Origin of the sequence: Streptomyces sp. NPDC056987 (assembly GCF_042673865.1) — a bacterium.
In the GTDB taxonomy this organism is placed as follows: domain Bacteria; phylum Actinomycetota; class Actinomycetes; order Streptomycetales; family Streptomycetaceae; genus Streptomyces.
The window spans coordinates 38,281-53,414 of the sequence record NZ_JBHURV010000025.1 but is presented as its reverse complement, the minus strand read 5'-3'; the positions used below and the strand labels follow the sequence as shown (position 1 = coordinate 53,414).

The window sequence follows — 15,134 nt, the reverse complement described above, 5'->3', positions numbered from 1 at the left end:
TCCGGCTTCAGGACCGATCCTCCCGGCGACCGGCCGTGCCCGCCTCCCGGGCGGGCGGCGGGCGGTGACGGGCCGTCGACGGACGGGCCGTCTCGGACGGGCCGTCGTCGCGGGCCGTTGTCAGACCCTCCTGCCAGACTCGCTCCCATGACCGAACGATGGGCGGTGGCTCCGACGGACGGCGGCGGCGCGCTGCTCGTGCCGCTGGGCGAGGACGGCCGGGCGGCCGGTCCCGTGCTGCGGGAGCCGGATCTCGTCGCGGCGGTCGGGGCCCGCCTGCCCGAGGTGGGGCGATGGGTGTGGCGGGCCACCTCCGCGGTGTATCCGCGCCTGCTGGCGGCGGGGGTGCGCGTCGAGCGGTGTTACGACATCGAGGCGAGCGAGTCCCTGCTGCTGGCCCACGAGGGGAGGCTGGGCGAGCCCCGGTCGGCGGCCGCCGCGCTGGCCCGGTTGCGGAACGGGCCGGTGCCGCCCGATCCGCCGCCCCGCTCGGCGGAGCCGGGCTCCCAGTCCTCGCTCTTCGAGCCGCGGGCGGGAGCGGAGATTCCCTTCGAGGACCTGGTGGAGGTCTACGCGGACCAGCAGCGCAGGCATGGGGCGGCCGAGCATCCCGGGCGGCTGCGGCTGCTCACCGCGTCCGAGTCCGCGGGCATGCTGGTGGCCGCGGAGATGCACCGGGCGGGGCTGCCCTGGCGGGCGGACGTGCACCGGGAGGTGCTGCACGAACTGCTCGGCGAGCGGTACGCGGGCGGGGGCGAGCCCCGGCGGCTGGCGGAGCTGGCCGACGCGGTCTCGGCGGCGTTCGGCCGGCGGGTGCGGCCGGACCTGCCGGCCGACGTGGTGAAGGCGTTCGCGCAGGCGGGCATCCGGGTGAGGTCGACCCGGCGGTGGGAGCTGCAGGAGATCGACCATCCGGCGGTGGAGCCGCTGATCCAGTACAAGAAGCTGTACCGGATCTGGACGGCGCACGGCTGGAGCTGGCTCCAGGACTGGGTGCGGGACGGCCGGTTCCGCCCGGAGTACCAGCCGGGGGGTACGGTCTCGGGCCGCTGGACCACCAACGGCGGCGGGGCGCTGCAGATCCCCCGGGTGATCCGCCGGGCGGTCGTCGCCGACGCCGGGTGGCGGCTGGTGGTCGCGGACGCCGACCAGATGGAGCCGCGCGTCCTGGCCGCGATCTCCCGCGACCCGGGGCTGATGCAGGTGGCGGGGCACCCCGGCGATCTGTACACGGCGCTCTCCGACCGGGCCTTCTCGGGCGACCGGGAGCACGCGAAGCTCGCCCTGCTGGGGGCGATCTACGGCCAGACGTCCGGTGACGGGCTGAAGAATCTGGCCGCGCTGCGCCGGAGGTTCCCGCTCGCCGTGGCGTATGTGGACGACGCGGCCCGGGCGGGCGAGGAGGGCAGGATCGTACGGACCTGGCTCGGGCGGACGAGCCCACGCGCGGCCGGCGCGGAGGACGACGAGGCCGGAATCCCGCAGGAGGCACCGGAGCCGGACGGACCGGCCCCCACCGGCTCCGGCGGCTTCTCCGGCGGGGAGTTCACCCCCGGATACGCGTCGTCGAACGGCCGGGCCCGGGGCCGTTTCACCCGTAACTTCGTCGTACAGGGCAGCGCGGCCGACTGGGCCCTGCTGATGCTGGCGGCGCTGCGCCGGGCGATCGCGGGGATGCGCGCCGAGCTGGTCTTCTTCCAGCACGACGAGGTGATCGTGCACTGCCCGCGGGAGGAGGCCGAGGAGGTGGCGGCGGCGATCGGCGCGGCCGGCGAGCTGGCCGGGAGGATCGCCTTCGGCGAGACACCGGTGCGGTTCTCGTTCACGACGGCGACAGTGGAGCGCTACTCCGACGCGAAGTGATGGGACGTGATGGGACGTGTTGTCGAAGTGATGTCGAAGTGACCCGAAGCCGGTCCGGCCTGTGGACGCGTTTCAACGGACGGAGATCATCCGCTGCCCGGGGCCCCGGCACAGGGCCCCGGGCGTGGGGCGTTCGTCAGGCGTTGGGGTCGAACGGGATGCCGGCCGGTTTGGCCTTCTCCAGGTGGCTGTTGAAACTGCCGTCCTTGAGGCCGAAGTTGGCGCTGCCGAAATTGGCCTGGCCGAGCTTGTCGCGGAGGCCCGCGGGATACCCGTTCCAGCCCACCAGGGTCGGGTACTGCCACGCGCGGTAGTGGTTCTCCGGCGGCTCGTCGTTGGCGTTCGCGGCGCGGAAGGCGTGCGTGCTCAGGCCGTCCTTGTGGTAGACGATCTTGGGGTGCGCCCCGTCCCAGCGGATCTGGTCCCGGCCGTGGACGGTGAAGCCGCCGTGGGCCGAAGTGGAGACGTACTGCGCCTGATTGTTCTGCACCCACACCACGACGTGTTCCCAGTCGTGACGGTGTCCGCCGATCGTGGCCTGGTCCTTCTCGAAGTAGAGGCCGTACATGACCGCGCACCAGCCGTTGTTGCACTTGGACCGCGCGTACCCGTTGGTGTTGTCCAGGTCCGACTGGTCGCGGCACTCGCCCTGGGGCGCCCCGGACGGGTTGAGGCCGCCGTTGAGGGTGCCGTCGGGGCCGATGGCGGGGGTGGGGTAGCAGCCGTCGGTGTCGTAGTCGTAGGCCGGCTGGTACGTACGCTCCAACTCGTCCGCGTTCCCCGGCAGGGCCGTCGGAGGCGCGGCGAAAGCACTGCCCGGAAAGGCGACGACCAGCGCGACCGCGCTGCCGAGGGTGAGTGCGGCCTTACGCATGCGCGAGCTCTTCTTCACTGCGTCCTCCTGGTGGACCGCGACGTGGGGCCGACGGCGATATTGGCATGCCCACTTCACGTGTAGGGAACTCCGGCACATGGCAGCTCGTTACGAACGAAATGGAGCTTCGAGCAGAGCAACCAACGCCAGGAGAAGGCGAGTTGACATCGAGCTGACGCGGACCGGAAGCCGCGCGCCCGCCGGGTCCGCCGCTCCCGCTCCGCCGATCACTTCCATTCCATGGAGTCACCGAGTCCGCAGCGTTCCCGCTTCCCCACCCCCTTTCACGGAGGCCCTGAACCATGACCCGGAACCACCCCCACCCCCACACCCGCACCACGGAGCCGCCGTCCCGGCGCGCCGTGCTCGGCACCACCGCCCTCGCGGCCCTCGCCCTCGCGGCCGGCGCCGGCCCGGCGAGCGCCGCCGCACGGCCGAGCGGCGCGTGGCCGACCGAGTTCCCGCTGCCGGACGGCTTCCTCCCCGAGGGGATCACCATCGGCGACCGCCCGTACGCCTACATGGGCTCGCGCGCCAACGGCGCCATCCTCCGCACCGATCTGCGCACCGGCGAGGGCACGGTCGTCCACCCGGGCGAGGCCGGCACGGCGGCCGTCGGGGTCGAACTGGACGAGGACGGGCTGCTCTACGTCGCCGGGGGCGGCGGAGGGACGGCGCGGGTCGTCGACACCCGCACCGGCCGGCTCGTGGCCACGTACCGACCGACGCCCGCGACCGGTCACTTCATCAACGACGTGATCCTGCTCGGCGACCGCGCCTGGTTCACCGACTCGCGCGACAGCGTGCTGTACGGGATACCGCGCGGCCGGGCGGCCGCAGCGGGCCGGAAGGCCGGCATCCGCAGCCTCCCCCTCGGCGGGGACTGGGTGCAGACGCCCGACGTGAACAACGCCAACGGCATCGTCTCCGCCCCCGGCGGCCGGGGGTTGATCGTCGTGAGCAGCCAGCCCGGCCGGCTCTACCACGTGGAGCTGAAGACCGGTCACGCCACGGAACTCGCGCTGAACGGCGCGGCCGACGTCTCCAACGGCGACGGCCTCCTCCGGCTCGGGCGGACCCTGTACGTCGTCCAGAACCGGCTGAATCTGATCAGCGTGTTCGAACTCGACGCGGGGCTGCGCTCCGCCACCCTGCGCCGTACGATCACCGACCCGCGCTTCGACGTGCCGACCACCGTCGCCCGCTGGGGCGACCGGCTCTATCTGGTCAACGCCCGCTTCACCACACCGCAGACACCCGAGACGACGTTCAACGCCGTGGCCGTTCCCCTCTGACCACACCCACCGACCACAACCACCTACAAGGCCCCGAAAAAGGAATGCGCCGGATCCCGCCTCCGGCGCATTCCCCCTTTCCCCTTCGCGGCACTTGCTTTTTCCGCGAAAGCGTGAGCAACGAAAAAACCCATAACGATCCCATAACGCCACCGCTGCAGGTGAGTTAGGGTTCAACTCGTGATGGACCGTCTCGTAATCAAGGGTGCCCGCCAGCACAATCTCCGCGATGTTTCCGTGGACCTGCCCAGGGACGCGCTCATCGTTTTCACCGGAGTATCCGGTTCGGGGAAGTCGAGCCTGGCCTTCGACACCATTTTCGCCGAGGGTCAGCGGCGTTACGTCGAATCGCTTTCCGCATATGCCCGCCAGTTCCTCGGTCAATTGGACAAGCCCGATGTCGACTCCGTCGAGGGGATATCCCCGTCGATCGCCATCGACCAGAAGACCACCGGCCGCAACCCGCGTTCCACCGTCGGCACCCTCACCGAGGTCTACGACTTCCTGCGCCTGCTGTACGCGCGCGTCGGCCGCCCCCACTGCCCGGAGTGCGGGGAGCCGATCACCCGCCAGACGCCCCAGAAGATCGTCGACCGCCTGCTCGCGTACGACGAGGGCGTACGCCTCCAGGTGCTGGCCCCCGTCGTACGCGACCGCAAGGGGGAACACGCCGATGTCTTCCGGCAGCTGACGGCCGACGGGTTCAGCCGGGTCCGGGTGGACGGTACGGTCCTTCCGCTGACGAGGCCGCCCGCGCTCGACCCGCGCAAGAAACACTCGGTCGAGGTCGTCGTGGACCGGCTGACCGTGAAGCCGGCCGTCCGGCAGCGGCTCACCGAGTCCGTCGAGACCGCCCTCGGGCTGGCGGGCGGCGCCATCGCCGTCGAGTTCGTGGACCTCGCCGCCACCGACCCCGGGCGCGAGCTGACCTTCTCGGAGACGATGGCCTGCCCCCGGGCCCATGACATCGGCCTGCCGGAGCTGGAGCCCCGGCAGTTCTCCTTCAACGCGCCCTGGGGCGCCTGCCCCGACTGCGGCGGCCTCGGCTCGCGCGCGGAGGTCGACCCCGGCCTCGTCGTCCCGGACGCCGGGAAGTCGCTCGCCGAGGGCGCCATCGCCCCCTGGACCTCGACCAGCGGCGCCGAGTACTTCTCCCGGCTCCTCGACGCGCTGGCCGCCGAGACGGGGTTCAGCACCGCCACTCCGTGGCGCGAACTCCCCGCCGCCGTACGGAAGGTGGTGCTGCACGGCACGCCGGAGCGGCTCCGCCTCTCGTACACGAACCGGTTCGGCCGGGACCGTTCCCACACCACCCCGTACGAAGGCGTCATCCCGCACATCCGGCGCCGCCACGCGGAGGCCGAGGAGAACGCCTCCCCGTCGCGGTTCGAGGGCTATATGCGGGAGGTGGACTGCCCCGCCTGCGGCGGCGCCCGGCTCCGGCCCGAGGTGCTCGCGGTCACCGTGGGCGGACGCGGTATCGCGGAGCTGACCGCGCTGCCGCTCGACGAACTCGCCGCGTTCTCCCGCGACCTGCGGCTCGAAGGCTGGGAGCGCCGGGTCGCCGAGGCCGTCCTCGCGGAGATCGACGAGCGGCTGCGCTTCCTCCTGGACGTGGGCCTGGACTACCTGACGCTGAACCGCCCGGCCGCCGGTCTCTCCGGCGGGGAGGCGCAGCGGATCCGGCTGGCCACCCAGATCGGATCCGGGCTGGTCGGCGTCCTCTACGTACTGGACGAGCCGAGCATCGGACTGCACCAGCGGGACAACCAGCGGCTGATCGGGACGCTGCTGCGGCTGCGCGACCGGGGCAACACGGTGATCGTGGTCGAGCACGACGAGGAGACCGTACGGGTGGCCGACTGGGTGGTGGACATCGGTCCCGGGGCCGGCGCGCTCGGCGGGCACGTGGTGCACTCCGGTACGGCGCGGGAGCTGCTGGCCCACCCCACGTCGCTGACGGGCGCGTACCTCTCGGGGCGGCGGCGGATCCCGGTGCCCGAGCGGCGCCGGCCCCGGACCGAGGGCCGCGAGATCACCGTGCACGACGCGGCCGAACACAATCTGCGCGACGTGACGGTCTCGTTCCCGCTCGGCCAGTTCATCGCCGTCACCGGCGTCTCGGGCTCCGGCAAGTCGACACTGGTCAACGACATCCTCTACACGGCGCTGGCCAAACGCGTCCACCGCGCCCACCGGGCGCCGGGACGCCACCGTACGATCACCGGCGCCGAGGAGATCGACAAGGTGGTCCGGGTCGACCAGTCGCCGATCGGCCGCACCCCCCGCTCCAACCCCGCCACGTACACCGGGCTCTTCGACCATCTGCGCCGGCTGTTCGCGCAGACGGCGGAGGCGAAGGTACGCGGCTACCAGCCGGGCCGGTTCTCCTTCAACCTGAAGGGCGGCCGCTGCGAGAACTGCCTCGGCGACGGCACCATCCGCGTGGAGATGAGCTTCCTCCCGGACGTCCATGTCCCGTGCGAGGTCTGCCACGGGGCGCAGTACAACCGCGAGACCCTGGACGTCCACTACAAGGGGAAGTCGATCGCGGACATCCTCGCCCTGACCATCGCGGAGTGCGAGGACTTCTTCGCCGGGCACGCGATCATCGGCCGTCACCTCAGGACGCTGAACGAGGTCGGACTGGGGTACGTGAAGCTCGGTCAGGCCGCCACCACGCTCTCCGGCGGCGAGGCGCAGCGCGTGAAGCTCGCCGCCGAGCTGCAGAAGCGCACCAGGGGCCGCACCCTGTACGTACTCGACGAGCCGACCACGGGGCTGCACACCGACGACGTACGGAAGCTGCTGGCCGTCCTGCACCGGCTCGTCGACGCGGGCAACACGGTCGTGGTGATCGAGCACGACCTCGACGTGGTCAAGACCGCCGACCGGGTCGTCGACATGGGCCCGGAGGGCGGCCGCCGGGGCGGCACCGTCGTCACCGAGGGCACCCCCGAAGAGGTCGCGGCCCACCCGCACTCCCACACCGGCCGTTTCCTGCGCCCGCTGCTGGACGGCCCCCGGACCGGGCCGGGGACGGGCACGGGGACGGGGAGCTGACGCCATGGAGACGGACCCCGGCACCACCCGCACCACCCGCGCAGCCCACGCCGAAGAGGACACCGACGCCCCCGCGCCCCGGCTGCCCTCCGGCGGGGACTCGGTCGACCAGGTACGGGACTACCTCAAGCGCATCGGCCGCGTCCGCCTCCTCAGCGCCGAGCAGGAGGTGGACCTGGCGAAGCGGATCGAGGCCGGGCTGTTCGCCGAGAGGAAGACGGCGGAGGACCCCGGCCCGGACGCCCGCCACCGGAGGGAGCTGAACATCCTCGCCGAGGACGGCCGCCGGGCGAAATCCCACCTCATCGAGGCCAACCTCCGCCTGGTCGTCTCCATCGCCAAACGCTACAGCGGGCGCGGCCTCATGTTTCTCGACCTGATCCAGGAGGGGAATACCGGGCTGATCCGGGCCGTCGAGAAATTCGACTACACCAAGGGTTTCAAGTTCTCCACGTACGCGACCTGGTGGATCCGCCAGGCGATATCCCGGGCCCTCGCCGACCAGGGCAGGACCATCCGTATCCCGGTCCATATGGTGGAGGTCATCAACCGGCTCTCCCGGGTCCGCCGGGAATTGCTCCAGGATCGGGGGGTCCACCCCACTCCGGAGGAACTGGCGGAGAAAATGGAGGTGTCCGTCGAGCGGATCACCGAACTCGACGGCTACGCCAGGGAACCCATCTCCCTGCACACCCCTCTCGGCGACGACACCGCCACCGAACTGGGCGACATGATCGAGGACGTCGAGTCGGCCTCCCCTTCGGACCTGGTCACATTCCTGCTCCTGCGGACCGAGATCCACGCCGTCCTCGCCACGATGACCCCGCGCGAGGCCGGCATCATCTCCCTCCGCTACGGCCTCGCCGACGGCCGCGCGAAGACGCTGGAGGAGATCGGCCAGGTGTACGGGGTGACGCGCGAGCGCATCCGCCAGATCGAGTCCAAGACCATGTCCAAGCTCCGCCACCCCTCCCGCTCCCAGGTGCTCCGGGACTATCTGACGGCCGACTGACGCCGCGCCGGGGCTTCCCGGCGTCCAGGCCGCACGGCGTCACGGCGACACGGGCGCCGCGGTGTCCCGACAGGTCAGCGGACGATGCCGTGCTCCCAGGCCCAGGCCGCGATCTCCACGCGGTTACGGGCCGGCAGTTTGTCCTGGATCCGGCTGAGATGGCTCTTGACGGTGCTGAGGGAAAGACTCATCCCCCCGGCGATCTCGTTGTTCGTACGGCCCCGGGCGACCTGGGCCACCACCTTCAGCTCCTGGGGAGTGAGGCGGCGCGCGGCGGCCTCCGCTGTCTCGGCCCGGGAGGGCCCGCTGAGGTGTTCCAGGAGTCTGACCGTGACGGACGGTGAGATGAGGGACTCCCCCTTCACGGCGGCGTGCACCGCCTCTATCAGCAGCCGGGGGCCGGAGTTCTTGACCAGGAAGCCGCTGGCGCCGGCGCGCAGGGCACCGTAGACGTACTCGACCAGATCGAAGGTGGTGACGACGACGATCTTCGTACCGGACGCCATCGCGCCCCGGTCCTGGCGCAGGCGCTTCGTCGCCTCCAGGCCGTCGAGCCCCGGCATACGGATGTCCATCAGACAGACGTCGGGCTTCAGCCGGCGTACCGTCTCCACGGCCTCGATACCGTCGGACGCCTGGCCGACCACGGAGATGTCCTCCTGGCTCTCCAGGATGAGCCGGAAGCCGGTCCGTACCATCTCCTGGTCGTCCGCGATCACCACTGAGACGCTCAACGCGCTTCCCCACTCCCTCACTTCACCGGTATCGAGGCCGCCAGTTCCCAGCCGCCCTCGGGCATCGGGCCGCTGGTGAGCTCGCCGCCCAGCTCGGCCACGCGCTCCGACAGGCCGATCATGCCGAAGCCACTGTGCCGGAACCGTCCCCGGACCCGCTGCGGTCCGGTGGCGTTGTCACGGACGCGGACGGTCAGCCGGCTGTGGCCGGACTCCGCGCCTCCTCCGGACTCCGCGCCTCCTTCCATCAGGACGTGCACGGTGGTGGCCGTACGGGCGTGCTTACGGACGTTGGTCAGCCCTTCCTGGACCAGCCGTTCGACGGTCTTCGCCAGCGCGGGCGACCAGGCGGCGCTGTCCACGCCGTCGGCCACGTCCAGCCAGGCGTGCTGTCCCGTCGTGGGGAAGCGGTGGACCAGGTTCTCGATCGTCGTCAGGACGGGCGTGACCGGTGCCGGCGCCGCACGGTCGCCGGTCTCCCGCAGCAGTCGGACCATCCGCCCCATCGCCACCAGCCCTTCCTGCCCGGTCCGTTCGATGTTGGAGAACAGCTCGCGCGCCGTGCCCGGGTCACGCCCCGCGGTGTACTCCCCGGCCTGGGCCTGGACGACCATGGCCGTGACGTAGTGGGCGACATGGTCGTGCAGGTCGCGTGCGAGGTCCAGGCGTTCGGACTGGCGCACCCGGTCGGCCGCCGCCCGGCGTCTGCCGTCCTCGGTCCGCAGATAGCCGCCCAGCAGCGCGAAGCCCACCGCGAGCAGGGTGAAGAGCCGGTCGACCCCGTCGAGCAGCGGCAGATCCGACAGTACCGGAGCACGGCCATCGAGGAGCATCGCCGCCACGGCCGTCGGCACCGCCGCCACGGTGAGCGGCAGGGGCCGCCCGTACCGGCAGACCAGGCACAACAGCACCAGCAGCCCGAGGAGTTCGGCCCATCCGGGGGTGCGCTGGAGCACCGTACGTTCCACCAGCGAGGTGGTCAGCAGCGAGACGGCCGCCGCGGTGACGGACAGCGCGCACACCGTCCACTGCCGGCCGGCCCGGTACGCCGTCGGCACCGCGGCGGCCACGCCCAGGGCCAGGACACCGCTCGCAACGACCGCGAGCCCGACGCCGCTGCGGCTCACCACACCAGCGTCCAGCACCACCGGCAGCGCGCAGACGCCCGCCACGGCGGCGGCCTCCGGCGCGGGACGCGGAAGGGAGGGAGGCATGACGAGGAGGATAGACGGCCGTTCGCGGATCCGGCCGCGGCTGCGGGCGGATGCGTACTTTCGGCCGATGCCACCGCGGCGAATGCAGACTTTCGGAGGCACCGGGGCCCCTGCGCCGCCTCCAGAATGAGCCATGTCCGAGACCAACTCCCCGGCCAGGCACCAGGAGTCGAGATGCAGATCTCCCCGTTCCACCCATTCCGCGCATTCCCCGAGGCGTCCCGAAACACGTCCCGCAAAGCGTCCCGCGAGCCCTCCCGTACGTACCTCAGGTCGCTGGGGGCCGCCGGCGTCGCGGCCGTGGCGGCCGTGTCGCTCACCGGGTGCGGGCTGTTCGGCGGGAGCTGGGACGTGAAGATGGAGGTGACGGGAGCCGGGGCCGCCGACATCGCCTACAGCTTCTCCGGCGACAACGACGGGAAGACCGCAACGGGGCAGCAACTGCCGTGGACCAAGGCGCAGAACGTCGGATTCGGCTTCAACGACGTGGGGGTCAAGGACGCGCCCCCCGGCACCGCCTGCCGCATCTACGTCGGCGGCAAGCTCAAGGACGAGCAGAAGGAGCCCGACGACAAAGGCACCGTCTCGTGCTCCATCCATCTCAAGGACTGAACCGGTGGCCTCGAACGTGCTCACCCGTACGACCGTCCGCGCGGCGGCGTCACCAAGACGTACGGAACACCCGGCGTGCACGCCCTGCGCGGGATCGATCTGGAGGTGGAGCGGGGAAGGTTCCTCGCGATCATGGGACCCTCCGGCTCCGGGAAGTCCACCCTGACGCACTGTCTGGCCGGGCTGGACCGGCCCTCCTCCGGCACGATCACCATCGGGCACACCGAGATCACCGCGCTCTCCGAGCGGCGGCTCACGGACCTGCGCCGCGATCACATCGGCTTCGTCTTCCAGCAGTACCACCTGCTGCCGGAGCTGAACGGCTCGGAGAACATCCTGCTGCCGCTGGAGATCGCGGGCCGCCGCCCCGACCAGGGCTGGCTGGACGCGGTCGTGGGCGCGCTGCGGATCGGGGAGCACCTCTCACGCCGGCCCTCGGAGCTCTCCGGCGGCCAGCAGCAGCGCGTCGGCGAGGTGAGGTTGTCCGTCCCCTTGCCCGCGCTCAGAGGTGGTCCGCGTCGACCAGCCCGTCCTGGATGGCGCGGGCCACCAGGCTTGCCTTGGTGCGCGCGGGGCGGCCGACGTTCGCGTACTTGATCCGCACCCGGTCCGGATACGATGTGACCGTCCGTACGGAGATGCCGGGACGCTGTGCGACCAACTGCCGGGTGCGCCGACCGTCGCCACTGCGGGAGCGTGCGCGATGGAGACGACCGGCGGCCTCCGCGCACCGGTCAGCGTGGTCGTCGGCCCAGCGCATCGGCCTGAGACGTCGCACCCGCACCGACGGCACGGTCACCGAGCGGAAGCTGACGGACGAGGAGGAGGCCCGCCGCGTGCTGGTGGAGAACTTCGGCATCGACGCGTCCGAGGGCCTGACGCTACTGAGGTGAGGGCGACCGGATCGTGGTGGCGGCCTCACCCACGCGAGCCTCGATGCACTCCCGTTCGCCGTCGGCCGACGCGGGCAGGAAGCAGGCCCGGACCGTGCTGCCGGGGTGGGCCGCGGTCATCTCGGTGAAAACGTAGGTTTCCGTGTTGGCCCCGTCCTCGATGCGCACGTCGTGGGTCGGGCCGCCCGCGGTGACCTCCACCCGGTCGCCGATCTGCGTCCCCCAGGTCCGGGCCCAGCTCGCGCCGCACTTCTCGCTGTAGCGCAGCTCCACGCGGGCGCCGGTGGCGGTGCGGTACGTGGTGAGGGATTGGGGGTTGATGCCGCATACCAGGCGCATCGGGTCCCGGCCCTCGCAGGCGGTTCCGTGGCATTGGGGGGCGAGAGAGTACAGGGCGGAGGCCGACAGCGGTTCGTCCTCCGGGGCCTCCCGGTCCGGTGTCAGGACGAGCACCAGTGCCACACCACCGACGATCACGGTGCACGCCGACGCCAGCACCACCATGAGTCTGCCCACCCGGCCGCGCGGCCGCCTGGTTTCGGGGGGCCGGGGCGGCTCCTGCGGCCGCGGCTCGTCGGCGGCACGGGCGTGCACCGCCGCGCGTCCTCTCCAGTCCGACTCGGCGATCTCCCACAGGGCCAACAGCCGCCCGCCCGGCTCGTTCGCGATCCGGCACAGGTCCTGTACGGCCTGACGAGGGGGGAGGCTCTTGCCGTTGAGGTAGCGCTCCCAGGAGGACTTGCTGTACGCCGTGCGTTCCGACAGCGCCGCCAGGCTCAGACCCGTACGGGCCCGCAGCTCCCGCAGCGCGGCGGTCAGCCGGGTGTGTTCCACGGTCACTTCGGTGCCGCCTCCCGTAGGGCCTTCCAGGTGCGCGGGCCGATGACACCGTCCACGACCAGCCCGTCCCGTGTCTGGACGCGCTTGACCGCGTCATGTGTCTTCGGGCCGAAGACGCCGTCGATGTCTCCCGGGGAGATGCCCGCCCGGCGCAGCAGGCACTGCGCCTCGGCCACTTCCGGCCCGATGTGGGTGTTCGCCAGGATGGTGTTCGTGGTACGGCTGAGGCCCGCGTACCAGCGGCCGTCACGCTGCTCCAGCCGGCAGGTGTAGATGACCGGCACCATGGACTCCGACACGACGGCCGGGGTCGCCGCGACCGTATCGGCGCGGTCGTGCGCGAGCTGGGTGCGGGCGTCGGCGAGCCGCACCGCCAGCAGGATCGCCGCGGAGACCGACAGCACCAGGGCCACCGCTCCCGCCGCAACCGCGGCGCGCAGGTAACGCCCGTACGGCTGCTGCTCCGTGAGAGCGTGGTGCGGCGTCACCGGGGTACCCTCCGGGACGCTCTCCGGGGCACGGTTGGTGACCACGCGTCCCTCCGCCCAGCGTTCGGCGGCGATCTCGTGCAGCACCAGCAGCCGGGCCGGATCGTCACCGCCGATGCGGGCCACCGCCTCGACGGCCTCCCGGGGCGGCAGTGACCTGCCGTTCAGATACCGCTGCCACGACCTCGCGCTGTACCCGGTCCTCGTGGCCAGTTGACGCGTGCTCAGTTCGCTGCGGTCCTTCAGTTTGCGCAAAGGCACGATCAACTGGCGGACGTGTGGATGCAGTTCAGCAGGCAGCTCTTTCCAGCGCATGTTCCCCCGCTCCCGTTAGGGACCGCTGGTCGGGCCCCCGTATCCCGGTCTCATTCTGCATCAGCCGCCACGGCGCTCACCGAACGGCCGCCACGCCCGTGCAGAATCGGCCGTCCCCGCTCGCGGACGTCCCGGCGTACCGACTCGGCGGGCGACGTCCCACCAGGTCAGCGAGTGGGACGTCCCAGGGTGACGCCACTTCTGCGCCGGCTGTGGCCGGACATCGCGCTCAACCCGCAGTCTCGTTGCGGAGCCGACCGGTGCGGTCGGTTCCGTTCATCGCACGTCAACGGAGGGGAACAGCATGCGAGCTCTCACGAAGGCACTCGTCAGTGCCACCACCGCGGTCGGGATCGCCGTCGGTGGCCTTGCCACCGCGGGCACGGCCATGGCGGCTCCCGCGCCGGCCCAGCAGCAGGCGGTGAGCGCCGAGGTCGCGCCGCTCGCGGTGGTCAACCTGGGGCTGAGCACCGCCCAGGCGAAGCACTGGCAGTGCTGGCTGCGCGCATTGGGTTACAACCCCGGCACGATCGACGGGCAGCTGGGTACCAACAGCTGGAAGGCGGCACAGAGGTTCTTCACTCCCCAGGGCTTCTACAACGATTCCATCGACGGAGTCGTCGGACCCAACACGATCAAGGCGCTGCAGCGCTACCTGAACTCCCGCAACCTCGGCTACGACCTTGCCGTCGACGGGATCGCCGGAACACGCACCAAGGCCGCGTTCGCGCATTACGCCGACAGGTTCTCGCACCTCTGCTGAGCCGACCCGACGACCGCCCACGAGCTGCGGCCCGTCCTCCCACCAGGGAGAGGACGGGCCGCAGCGAAGTACGCGTCCTGACCAGTCGGCAGGTCTTGTGGCGGTGTTTTCCGGCCCCAAGATCAAAATTCAAGTCAAGAGAAAGAGAGAAGCCATGCCTTCCCGCTCTGTCCGAAATCGGGCTCTCGCCGCCGTAGGTGCCTTTGCCGCCGCGGTCGCCGTCGTCACTGCCACCGCTCCCACCTCTGCCGCGGCCGGCGGATACCCCACCTGCACCTCTTATAAGACCATTGCCGATGGCGGCCTGAATATAAAGGTGCCGTCCACGGCGGCTCCCAGCGGCAGCACCATCTGCAACCTGGTGCTGAACCCCAACTACACAGGTGATGACACGGCCGTCAAGACTCTCCAGACAAGCCTCAAGACCTGTGAGGGATACTCACACCTGGACGTCGACGGCGCTTACGGGCGCCAGACCTTCCTGGCGGTAGAGGCTGTCCAGAAGAAGTACGGCCTGGACACAGATGGTATTTACGGCCCGCGGACGCGCACTGCGATGAAGCACGCCGGTTCCCTGGGACACTGCGGCCGCATCTGATCCGTACGCGGCAGGCCGGGCGAGCGGGCCGATCCGGCCCACGGGTTCGGGGTGCGTGTGCTGGAGCCGGGACAGGGCGTGCCACAGGATGGCCGGCAGATCCTGCGCGGTCTCTTCTCTGCTGCGTCTCATGTGCCCTGCGTATGGCCCGGGCCGGGGCGCAACGTGTCCCCGGCCCAGGCCATCCCACGCGGTGACGCGACAACTCCGGGCGCCCTTCCGCCCCCTCCGGGCCGGGCTGTGCGCGCCATGCCGCACCCGGGCAAGCCCCTCGGGCAGGACGGGTTGCCTGGGTCAGGTTCGCCGGCGGAACAGGCCACAGAGCTAGCCCGGCTCCTGGTCACGGTCCTCCTCCGGCTCCGCTGTACGGCGGCCTACCGGCGGGCGGCTTCGTCGGCGGCTTCCTGCCGGGCGACGTCGTCGGCGTGGCACGTCCCGCACACGGACAGGTCGTCGGCTTCGAGGGTCTGTCCCTCGATCTGCGCAAGGCGGAGACGGCGAAGGACTACCCCGATCTGCTCTGCGAGACCGTCAAGGACACGGGTGTCCGCGCTCCGGCGGCGGAATGGC

The 15,134-nt window shown here is 71.2% G+C and carries 13 protein-coding genes and 2 pseudogenes; 9 read left to right on the top strand and 6 right to left on the bottom strand.

What is annotated here, in order from left to right:
• Positions 1–147: 147 nt before the first annotated feature.
• A complete protein-coding gene (locus ACFTZC_RS26225; protein WP_382893718.1) occupies positions 148–1,863 on the top strand; it encodes a bifunctional 3'-5' exonuclease/DNA polymerase in 1,716 nt (571 codons plus the stop codon).
• 136 nt (positions 1,864–1,999) lie between these two features.
• Here the strand turns inward: ACFTZC_RS26225 and ACFTZC_RS26220 are convergent, their stop codons facing one another.
• Complete coding sequence (locus ACFTZC_RS26220) at positions 2,000–2,737, bottom strand: NPP1 family protein (RefSeq protein ID WP_382893716.1); 738 nt, start codon at positions 2,735–2,737, stop codon at positions 2,000–2,002.
• 302 nt (positions 2,738–3,039) lie between these two features.
• On the opposite strand from ACFTZC_RS26220, the gene ACFTZC_RS26215 reads away from it, so the two are divergent.
• The 3 genes from ACFTZC_RS26215 to ACFTZC_RS26205 all read left to right on the top strand — a co-directional run bounded on the left by ACFTZC_RS26215 (position 3,040) and on the right by ACFTZC_RS26205 (position 8,107).
• Complete coding sequence (locus tag ACFTZC_RS26215) at positions 3,040–4,032, top strand: SMP-30/gluconolactonase/LRE family protein (protein WP_382893715.1); 993 nt, start codon at positions 3,040–3,042, stop codon at positions 4,030–4,032.
• Between the two features lie 183 nt (positions 4,033–4,215).
• Positions 4,216–7,095 (top strand): excinuclease ABC subunit UvrA, encoded by a 2,880-nt coding sequence (uvrA, locus tag ACFTZC_RS26210; RefSeq protein ID WP_382893713.1) that lies wholly within the window; start codon positions 4,216–4,218, stop codon positions 7,093–7,095.
• 4 nt (positions 7,096–7,099) lie between these two features.
• A complete protein-coding gene (locus ACFTZC_RS26205; RefSeq protein ID WP_382893711.1) occupies positions 7,100–8,107 on the top strand; it encodes an RNA polymerase sigma factor in 1,008 nt (335 codons plus the stop codon).
• Positions 8,108–8,181: 74 nt separating this feature from the next.
• On the opposite strand, the gene ACFTZC_RS26200 is transcribed toward ACFTZC_RS26205, so the two are convergent.
• Together ACFTZC_RS26200 and ACFTZC_RS26195 are read right to left on the bottom strand one after the other, a co-directional pair.
• Positions 8,182–8,841, bottom strand: a complete 660-nt coding sequence (locus tag ACFTZC_RS26200) for a response regulator (RefSeq protein ID WP_382893709.1) — start codon at positions 8,839–8,841, stop codon at positions 8,182–8,184.
• Between the two features lie 17 nt (positions 8,842–8,858).
• Positions 8,859–10,055 carry a sensor histidine kinase gene (locus ACFTZC_RS26195; RefSeq protein ID WP_382893707.1) on the bottom strand — a complete coding sequence of 399 codons (1,197 nt, stop codon included), beginning with the start codon at positions 10,053–10,055 and terminating at the stop codon, positions 8,859–8,861.
• 174 nt (positions 10,056–10,229) lie between these two features.
• Here ACFTZC_RS26195 and ACFTZC_RS26190 point away from each other — a divergent pair, with 174 nt between their 5' ends.
• Together ACFTZC_RS26190 and ACFTZC_RS26185 are read left to right on the top strand one after the other, a co-directional pair.
• A complete protein-coding gene (locus tag ACFTZC_RS26190) occupies positions 10,230–10,667 on the top strand; it encodes a hypothetical protein (RefSeq protein ID WP_382893705.1) in 438 nt (145 codons plus the stop codon).
• Between the two features lie 75 nt (positions 10,668–10,742).
• A pseudogene (locus tag ACFTZC_RS26185) lies at positions 10,743–11,132 on the top strand (ABC transporter ATP-binding protein); the annotation flags it as partial.
• A 37-nt stretch (positions 11,133–11,169) separates the two neighbouring features.
• Here ACFTZC_RS26185 and ACFTZC_RS26180 read toward each other — a convergent pair.
• A pseudogene (locus tag ACFTZC_RS26180) lies at positions 11,170–11,337 on the bottom strand (DNA-binding response regulator); the annotation flags it as partial.
• Between ACFTZC_RS26180 and ACFTZC_RS26175 the strand changes: the two are divergent.
• Positions 11,261–11,560 carry a hypothetical protein gene (locus ACFTZC_RS26175; RefSeq protein ID WP_382893871.1) on the top strand — a complete coding sequence of 100 codons (300 nt, stop codon included), beginning with the start codon at positions 11,261–11,263 and terminating at the stop codon, positions 11,558–11,560. The pseudogene ACFTZC_RS26180 and the gene ACFTZC_RS26175 overlap by 77 nt on opposite strands.
• Here ACFTZC_RS26175 and ACFTZC_RS26170 read toward each other — a convergent pair.
• Together ACFTZC_RS26170 and ACFTZC_RS26165 are read right to left on the bottom strand one after the other, a co-directional pair.
• Positions 11,549–12,400, bottom strand: a complete 852-nt coding sequence (locus ACFTZC_RS26170) for a DUF2690 domain-containing protein (RefSeq protein ID WP_382893703.1) — start codon at positions 12,398–12,400, stop codon at positions 11,549–11,551. The genes ACFTZC_RS26175 and ACFTZC_RS26170 overlap by 12 nt on opposite strands.
• The gene (locus tag ACFTZC_RS26165) at positions 12,397–13,203 is read right to left on the bottom strand and encodes a peptidoglycan-binding protein (RefSeq protein WP_382893701.1); all 807 of its coding nucleotides are present in this window, start codon (positions 13,201–13,203) and stop codon (positions 12,397–12,399) included. The genes ACFTZC_RS26170 and ACFTZC_RS26165 overlap by 4 nt, the downstream gene beginning before the upstream one ends.
• A gap of 304 nt (positions 13,204–13,507) precedes the next feature.
• Between ACFTZC_RS26165 and ACFTZC_RS26160 the strand changes: the two genes are divergently transcribed.
• Positions 13,508–13,966, top strand: a complete 459-nt coding sequence (locus ACFTZC_RS26160) for a peptidoglycan-binding protein (protein WP_382893700.1) — start codon at positions 13,508–13,510, stop codon at positions 13,964–13,966.
• 103 nt (positions 13,967–14,069) lie between these two features.
• The gene (locus ACFTZC_RS26155) at positions 14,070–14,564 is read left to right on the top strand and encodes a peptidoglycan-binding protein (RefSeq protein ID WP_382893698.1); all 495 of its coding nucleotides are present in this window, start codon (positions 14,070–14,072) and stop codon (positions 14,562–14,564) included.
• Positions 14,565–15,134 lie beyond the last annotated feature (570 nt).

Excerpts from the sequence above, each read along its gene's own strand:
- ACFTZC_RS26215 (WP_382893715.1), top strand. The coding sequence starts at position 3,040 with ATGACCCGGAACCACCCCCACCCCCACACCCGCACCACGGAGCCGCCG.
- ACFTZC_RS26165 (WP_382893701.1), bottom strand. The coding sequence starts at position 13,203 with ATGCGCTGGAAAGAGCTGCCTGCTGAACTGCATCCACACGTCCGCCAG.
- ACFTZC_RS26220 (WP_382893716.1), bottom strand. The coding sequence starts at position 2,737 with ATGCGTAAGGCCGCACTCACCCTCGGCAGCGCGGTCGCGCTGGTCGTC.
- ACFTZC_RS26195 (WP_382893707.1), bottom strand. The coding sequence starts at position 10,055 with ATGCCTCCCTCCCTTCCGCGTCCCGCGCCGGAGGCCGCCGCCGTGGCG.
- ACFTZC_RS26225 (WP_382893718.1), top strand. The coding sequence starts at position 148 with ATGACCGAACGATGGGCGGTGGCTCCGACGGACGGCGGCGGCGCGCTG.
- ACFTZC_RS26190 (WP_382893705.1), top strand. The coding sequence starts at position 10,230 with ATGCAGATCTCCCCGTTCCACCCATTCCGCGCATTCCCCGAGGCGTCC.
- ACFTZC_RS26160 (WP_382893700.1), top strand. The coding sequence starts at position 13,508 with ATGCGAGCTCTCACGAAGGCACTCGTCAGTGCCACCACCGCGGTCGGG.
- ACFTZC_RS26205 (WP_382893711.1), top strand. The coding sequence starts at position 7,100 with ATGGAGACGGACCCCGGCACCACCCGCACCACCCGCGCAGCCCACGCC.
- uvrA (WP_382893713.1), top strand. The coding sequence starts at position 4,216 with ATGGACCGTCTCGTAATCAAGGGTGCCCGCCAGCACAATCTCCGCGAT.